This is a genomic window from Streptomyces sp. NPDC044984, assembly GCF_040646935.1.
Classification (GTDB): domain Bacteria; phylum Actinomycetota; class Actinomycetes; order Streptomycetales; family Streptomycetaceae; genus Streptomyces.
Genome location: NZ_JBEZBE010000040.1, coordinates 62,187 through 68,460, shown reverse-complemented (window position 1 = coordinate 68,460; position 6,274 = coordinate 62,187). Strand labels below are relative to the sequence as shown.

The window sequence follows — 6,274 nt, the reverse complement described above, 5'->3', positions numbered from 1 at the left end:
GGCGTCGGGCCGCTGCTGTGCCAGGGTCTGGTAGGTGTCGACGGCGTGGGTGATGGCGGTCAGGGCTTCCTCGTGCCGTCCCAGGGCCGCCAGACAGCCGGACTGGTTGTTCAGCGAGCCGGCGAGGTCGGGGAGGAAGGCGTCGGGCCGCTGCTGTGCCAGGGTTTCGCGGATCTCGACGGCGTGGGTGATGGCGGTCAGGGCTTCCTCGCGCCGTCCCAGGTCCGCCAGACGGACGGACTGGTTGTTCAGCGACGCGGCGAGGCCGGGCAGGTTGGGTTCGTGTGTGTCGTGGTGTTCGACCAGGGCTGTGCTGAGGTCGGCTGCCCATTCGCTGAGGGCCAGGGTGGATTCCGGTAGCTGGTCGCTGAGGTGGTGCAGGAGGGTGATGTCCTGCGTAGTGCGGGTCAGGTGAGTCAGGGCGGCGATCAAGGGTGAGGGTTGGGAGGCGCGGGTTGCTGTGGTCAGGGCGGCCGGTCCCAGCACGGTCGGGGCCGTGGTGAGGGCGTCACGCAGGATGCCGTTGATCACGTCGTGGTGGTGGGGGTGCTGGGCGGTGCGGGCCAGCACGGTCAGGGCCTGCTCGGCAGGTGCGCCGGTAAGGGTGGTCAGGATGCGGGTGAACAGGGCGGGTTCACGGCTGAGCTGGGTGCCGATGTGGTACTCGGCGATGCGGTCGGGTTGGAGGCTGCCCCATACGGAGCCTGCCGGGGTCGGGTAGAGATCCGCGAGCCAGGTGGCCAGCGCCCCGCGGACAGCGGCCGCGCTGGCACCGGCCAGACCGGGAAGCCGGGCCAGAAGCGCCCTGGCGTGATCACGGTCGGTCGCGGGGACCAGGCAGGCCACAGCGACGGCGAGGGCACGGGTCTCGGTCCCGCTGCGCTCCCCGGTCAGGCCCCGCTCGGGGCTGTTGGCGGTCTCGTCCCAGTACTTGCGTTCGTGTCCCAGCAGCCTGCCTTCCAACACGGTGGGCCGGCCTGAGGCTTGCGGGATGTCGGTGGCGTCGAGGAGGGCGAGGAGCGCGGCCATCTGCACCGACAAGGGTGTGTCGAACTCGGCGCCGGCCAGGGCGGGCATCGCGTCCACAGCGGTAAGGGCAGGCAGGAGGGCTGTCCAGTCGGTGGCGGGGAAGAGCCGGCGCAGTCGGGTACTGAAGTCGCCCAGGGCCTGCCGGTAGGCGGCGGTGCGGTCCTGAGGGGTGTGGTGCAGGGCCGGAACCGGTGTGACAGGAGCGGTGGCCAGAGCCTGGCTGTGGGGGTGTTCGGTGGCCCGGGTCCACCAGTCGCCCGCGGCACGGGCCAGGGCCAGCACCCGCACGGGGCTGGTGACCTGGTCGTGGTCGACCGCCTCCAGCAGAGCATGCAGCTGCGGGACGCGGGTCTCGGCGTAGTCGACGACGATCAGCAGCGGCCGGCGCACCTGGGACAGCACATCCAGCGGCACCCTGGTATCGGTGGTCAGGCGGATCGCGGTCCAGCCCCGGCCCGTCATACGGGTGGCGAGTTCGGCCGCCAGCCGGGTCTTTCCCGCACCACCCGGCCCGGTCAGCAACCGAGCCTGCACCAGGCTCTGCCCCCACCCCCATGCGCTGGCGGGCTCATCGTGAGGGGCGGACTGCACCTGGCTGGAAGGCGGCTCGCACCAAGGTGTCAGATCCTTCTTGAGCAGGTCTTCGCGGCCCATGAAGGACACCGTCGCCTGTTCCGGGCGCAGCAGATCGGCCGGGGAGCGGGGCGGCCGGGGGATGGCGGTGCGGTCGGCGAGGTGTTGCAGGTCCGCGGGCTCCAGCAGCATCGCCCGCCCGGTGTGCTCCTCGACCAGTTCCCGCACCACTGGATCCGACGCCAGGACATAGGCCGGCATGGCCTCCAGCCGGGTGTGGCTCCAGCCGGGCGGATCACCGGCCACCACCCCGGTCAGCAGTGGCGCCATCCCCGATGCGCTGCCGCACCACAACGCCGCCCCCGACATCCCGCCCCACGGTGAAGCACCCTGATGCGGCTCGGCTCCCGCCTCACCGACCAGGACGTAGCGGTCCCTGTCCCGGCCGCTTTCCGGCAGCACCCGCCCATCCGCCTGCACCAGCGACACCGCATCGGCACCGGCCTGTCCCACCACCGGATATCCCAGGCACTGTGCGGGGCAGGCCTGCATGGTTACCAGCCGCCCCCACCGCACCCCGGGCAAGGGCCTGTCCGACAGATCCTCCCCGGCCAGCAGCAGCGCCGCATCCCACCCCTGCGGGCCGTCCTCCAGCCGTTCCCACACCACCTGGCACGGCACCCGCCCGGCACGGCCGGGAAGTTGCACCGACACCCGCCCGCGGTCCTTGAGCACGTGCGCGGCCGTCAGCACCAGCCGACCGCCCAGCACATACCCCGACCCCCGAGCCTCACCGGACCGCACCACCGCCACCCGCGCCCTGTCCACCCCGCCCTGCCTCCCCGATCCCTGTCCTTGGGCCCCGCCCCTGATCCGGGCGCGGGCCGCCCACAGCGTGGATGCTGCCCGGTTACTCGCCGAACCGGGACCCCAGCACCTCACCCGTCTCATCCGGCCGGTCGGTGTTTACGTGATACGCGCTGCCGGTCGTGGTGTCCTTCGGCGTCAGCACCAGCTTCACCCGGTGCACCGACACCTTCGACGTCCCCGCACCGGCCGACACCACCCACGCCTTCACCCCGGCCTTGCCCTCCTTGCGCATCTCCACCGAGAACTCCAGCTCCACCGGCCCCACCTCGAACCGCGGACCACTGCCACCGCCTGCCGCAGCGGCCACCAACTCCGCCCGCAGATGCTCCACAGCCTCCGCGATCCCGATCTCTTCAGCCATCCCTCGGCCCCTCCCTTTCCCGCTGCCGCACAGACCACTGTCCGCACCAGAGGGTGCACCCGCGCAGACGACCACCACCGGCCGAGAAGTTCCCACACCGCCCCACACATCGAAAAAGACCGAAACCATACGGAAGCAAGACCTTGCATGACCGTTTCTGGCCAACGGAGATGCGGGAGTGGTTTCCGTGCCCCGCCCAGGGCGGTGGAGCGGCTTTGGGGTGGCGCTGCTTTGGCGCGAGTGATCATGGCCCCGTAAGCTTCCGGCGCGTCGGGCAGGTAGTGGACCTGCCCGGTAAAGCACGACGTTGGGGCCATGATCTTCGAGGCTCGCGCCAAAGTGGCTCCGTAAAGCCGCGGAACCGACCGCCCCAGCCACGACGAACCCCCTCTCTGACGTCAAGCGGCTGATCGCAGTGCGCGCGGCACGGGCGCCGGCCGGGCTGGAGCGGGGCGGAGACAGGAGCGCAGGCCCGGCCGGGGGCCGGGCCGCGCGCGGTGAGCGGAGCGAGCCGCCTTGAACCAGTAGAGAAAGTTGTAACTCAGTGAGGCTCAGACGCCGTTGGCCTAGGCGGTGACTGGGCTGCCGTAATGCTGCGCGCCTGTTCTGCGGCACGTTGAAGTGCTTGGGCTACCTGTTCGGCGTCGTCAGCACTCAGCAGGATCTCCTGCGTCCACAGGATCGAGAGCCTGACCGTTCCGTCGTGGAGGTGCACGGCTACGTCGACCTCTGTGCCGTCCCCGGCTGCGTTCCTGACGTTGTCAAGGCTCGGGTCGCTCGCGAACGCGCTCATGTTCCGATGTTCCACAGCGGGGCGTCGTGCCGGCTCGGTCGGTTGCTGATGAGGAGCTGGCGTAGCTCGCTGCGCTGAGTGCCGTTGAGGTTGAGGACCTCGGTGAGGTGGCGGAACGTTGTGTGTGTGACTCCGCGGGCGCGGGCGTCCGACTCGAACTCGTCGACCTGGCGGAGCACCGTATCGGCGTCGAGTGGCGTCGGTGTCTGGTCCTTCAACCACAGGGCCTTGTTGCGCTCGTAGTCGATTTCCGAGAAGCCGCACACCTCGCGACTGTGGGCCTCGACCTCGTCCAGGGTCGTCGTCGCCATGATGGCTCGGGCAAGGGTGTTGTGGCTCAGCGCCTCGTCCAGGTCGACTTCGTGGACACGCGGGCTTTCGTCCGTGAGCGGTACCGGTAGGCCGGCGTCGCGTACCTCGCAGATGCCGCGCGTCCCCCGGGCCGTCGCCGCGAGCATCCCCGTGGCCTCGGACGGGTGCCACTCCAGGACGTTGCCGATTGGGGCTACGTCCTCCGCCGTGAGGGTATGGACGACAGGGCCCAGTGATGGACGGAGATCGTCAGCCGACAGCTCGCCGTCGAGACCGGGGCCGGCGATCAGGAGTCGAACCGGCGCGTTCACTCGGCAGCACGCTGCAAGCGTCACCGCGTCGGCAAGAGGACTCTTCAGGGTCGGTTCGTCGCCGCGGGCGAGGATGTCTCCGCCGACGTCCAGGAGGTCTATCGACTCCGGCGCCAAGTGGGCCAGCAGCTCTTCCAGCTGGCGCGTTACGCCCTCGACTCCATGGGAGGGGTCCAGCAGGGCGAGTGTCTGTGGAAGTTCGGAGGCGAGGCGAGGGAGCGTCGACCCTGCCGGAGCGACTGGACGGGCGGTCGCCGGCACTGACCACACGGACGGGGTGACGGCCTCCAGGCCGGTGAAGTCGTGCGCGCCGCGCGGACCCGGTACCGGGTCGATCAACAGGCGGTCCCACGCGTACGTGAGGATCACCGCTTGGTCCTCGTCGCCGTACAAGGCGGCGTGAAGCATTGCGGCGGCGACTGCGTCGCCCCCTCCTCCTGCTGCGACGATCAACCGCGTCATGTGGTCAACATTACGGGCTCTGGTATTTACCACTCACCCTATAGTGGCTAGAGGCCATAGCCACTTGGACGAGGAGGGAACGTGCCGCAGATCGAGGAGGCGCAGCCGAAGTATCTTCAGATCGCTCACCACATCCGCGATCAGATCCTTCGGGGCGACCTGCGAGCGGGTGACGAGGTGCCGTCTGAGCGGCAGTTGGCGGGACTGGAAGGTGTCCCGTCCGACTGCGGCTCGCGCTCTTGAGGCGCTGAGTCATCAGGGGCTCGTCGAGAAGCGGCAGGGTTCGGGGACCTATGTGCGCAGTCTGGAAGTCAACCGGCGGGCGCGGGAGTTGTACGGCCGGGCCCGTCAGACCGGGAAGATCTACACGCCCGGTGAGTACGCGGTGATCACGTCGGCCGGGTGGATGGACGCACCGGACCACGTCGCTGAGGCCCTCGGGCTGGTGAAGGACCGCCGGGCCGTGCACCGCCGGCGGGTGACCAACAACCAGGACGGTCCGATCACCTTGTCGACCTCGTGGTTCGCCCCGGATGTCGGGCAGCGGGCGCCCAAGCTCACGGACCCCGGGCGGATCCAGGAGGGAACCTTGATGTACGTCGAGAACATGACCGGTCGGCAGGGGAGTTACGCCGAGGACCGGATGTGTGCTCGGAGCGCCACCGAGGAAGAGGCCGCTGACCTGGAGCTGCAACCAGGCTCGGCCGTGCTGATCGTTCACCACGTCGTCTACGACATGCAGGACCGGCCGTTGGAGTTCGCCGAGGCGACCTATCCGCCGCACCGCTGGGCGTTCGAACAGGGCTATCCGTTGGTGTGAAATGACGGTGCGTCAGTTAGGTGAACCGCTTGCGCGACGCGAGTGGCTAATGCCACTATCCAGTAAGTGGCTAAGGCCACTTACTGGAAGGGGTACGGAGTGGCAGGTCGGCGGACGGATCGGGGCGCGCGCGCAGCATGCCGGGGATGCCGGGGGCGCGGTTGGAAGCGCGTCGCTTCGCGTACGTCGGCGGTCCTCGCCACCGCCAACGACCACATCCGTGCCACATCGAAGCGGCGCTGCCTCGACTGCGACGGCAGCGGCAAGGAGTGAGCGCGGATGACCTACCGGTTCAACCGCTTCCCCAGCGAGGAATCACCGTGGCTCGGGGCAATGACCCTGCATCCGGTTCCGGAGTCCGTCCCTCGGGCTCGACGCTGGTTCCGGAAGTTCATCGCCCCGTACGACCCGGCCTGCTCGGTCGACGACTGTGCGCTGATGATTTCCGAGCTGGTCACCAACGCCATCCTGTACGGACGGGCGGACGAGGAGTGGCGTGTGCGCGTGGAGTGGTTCCGGGAGGAAACCTCGCTTCGTGTAGAGGTGCACAACCCCGGCTTCCCGGCGAACGTGCGTATGCGCCGGCCGGACGCGAATGACGCGCATGGGCGCGGGCTGCTGCTGGTCGACGCCATGGCCGAGTCGTGGCACTCCGGACCCAGTCGCTTCGGTGGGACGGTGGTCTCCTTCGTGATGGCTGATGCCTGGCCCGCATGAGCGGCAACCCCACCCTGGTGCATCTG

Annotated in this window: 5 protein-coding genes and 1 pseudogene; 2 read left to right on the top strand and 4 right to left on the bottom strand. The window is 69.2% G+C overall.

Annotation, left to right across the window (positions count from 1 at the left end; all coding sequences use genetic code 11):
- From AB0A94_RS32745 to AB0A94_RS32730, 4 genes are all read right to left on the bottom strand, one after another.
- Nucleotides 1–2,430, bottom strand: a 2,430-nt coding sequence (locus tag AB0A94_RS32745; protein WP_361749699.1) for a trypsin-like peptidase domain-containing protein, incomplete at its 3' end; no start/stop codon positions are given.
- An 82-nt stretch (nucleotides 2,431–2,512) separates the two neighbouring features.
- Nucleotides 2,513–2,833 carry a trypco2 family protein gene (locus AB0A94_RS32740; RefSeq protein ID WP_361749697.1) on the bottom strand — a complete coding sequence of 107 codons (321 nt, stop codon included), beginning with the start codon at nucleotides 2,831–2,833 and terminating at the stop codon, nucleotides 2,513–2,515.
- 541 nt (nucleotides 2,834–3,374) lie between these two features.
- Complete coding sequence (locus tag AB0A94_RS32735; RefSeq protein WP_361749695.1) at nucleotides 3,375–3,626, bottom strand: hypothetical protein; 252 nt, start codon at nucleotides 3,624–3,626, stop codon at nucleotides 3,375–3,377.
- Nucleotides 3,623–4,711 (bottom strand): DUF1152 domain-containing protein, encoded by a 1,089-nt coding sequence (locus tag AB0A94_RS32730; protein ID WP_361749693.1) that lies wholly within the window; start codon nucleotides 4,709–4,711, stop codon nucleotides 3,623–3,625. The genes AB0A94_RS32735 and AB0A94_RS32730 overlap by 4 nt, the downstream gene beginning before the upstream one ends.
- A gap of 81 nt (nucleotides 4,712–4,792) precedes the next feature.
- Here AB0A94_RS32730 and AB0A94_RS32725 point away from each other — a divergent pair.
- Nucleotides 4,793–5,531: pseudogene (locus tag AB0A94_RS32725) on the top strand (GntR family transcriptional regulator).
- A 279-nt stretch (nucleotides 5,532–5,810) separates the two neighbouring features.
- A complete protein-coding gene (locus tag AB0A94_RS32720; protein ID WP_361749691.1) occupies nucleotides 5,811–6,248 on the top strand; it encodes an ATP-binding protein in 438 nt (145 codons plus the stop codon).
- The last annotated feature ends 26 nt before the right edge of the window (nucleotides 6,249–6,274 follow it).

Excerpts from the sequence above, each read along its gene's own strand:
- AB0A94_RS32740 (WP_361749697.1), bottom strand. The coding sequence starts at position 2,833 with ATGGCTGAAGAGATCGGGATCGCGGAGGCTGTGGAGCATCTGCGGGCG.
- AB0A94_RS32735 (WP_361749695.1), bottom strand. The coding sequence starts at position 3,626 with ATGAGCGCGTTCGCGAGCGACCCGAGCCTTGACAACGTCAGGAACGCA.
- AB0A94_RS32730 (WP_361749693.1), bottom strand. The coding sequence starts at position 4,711 with ATGACGCGGTTGATCGTCGCAGCAGGAGGAGGGGGCGACGCAGTCGCC.
- AB0A94_RS32720 (WP_361749691.1), top strand. The coding sequence starts at position 5,811 with ATGACCTACCGGTTCAACCGCTTCCCCAGCGAGGAATCACCGTGGCTC.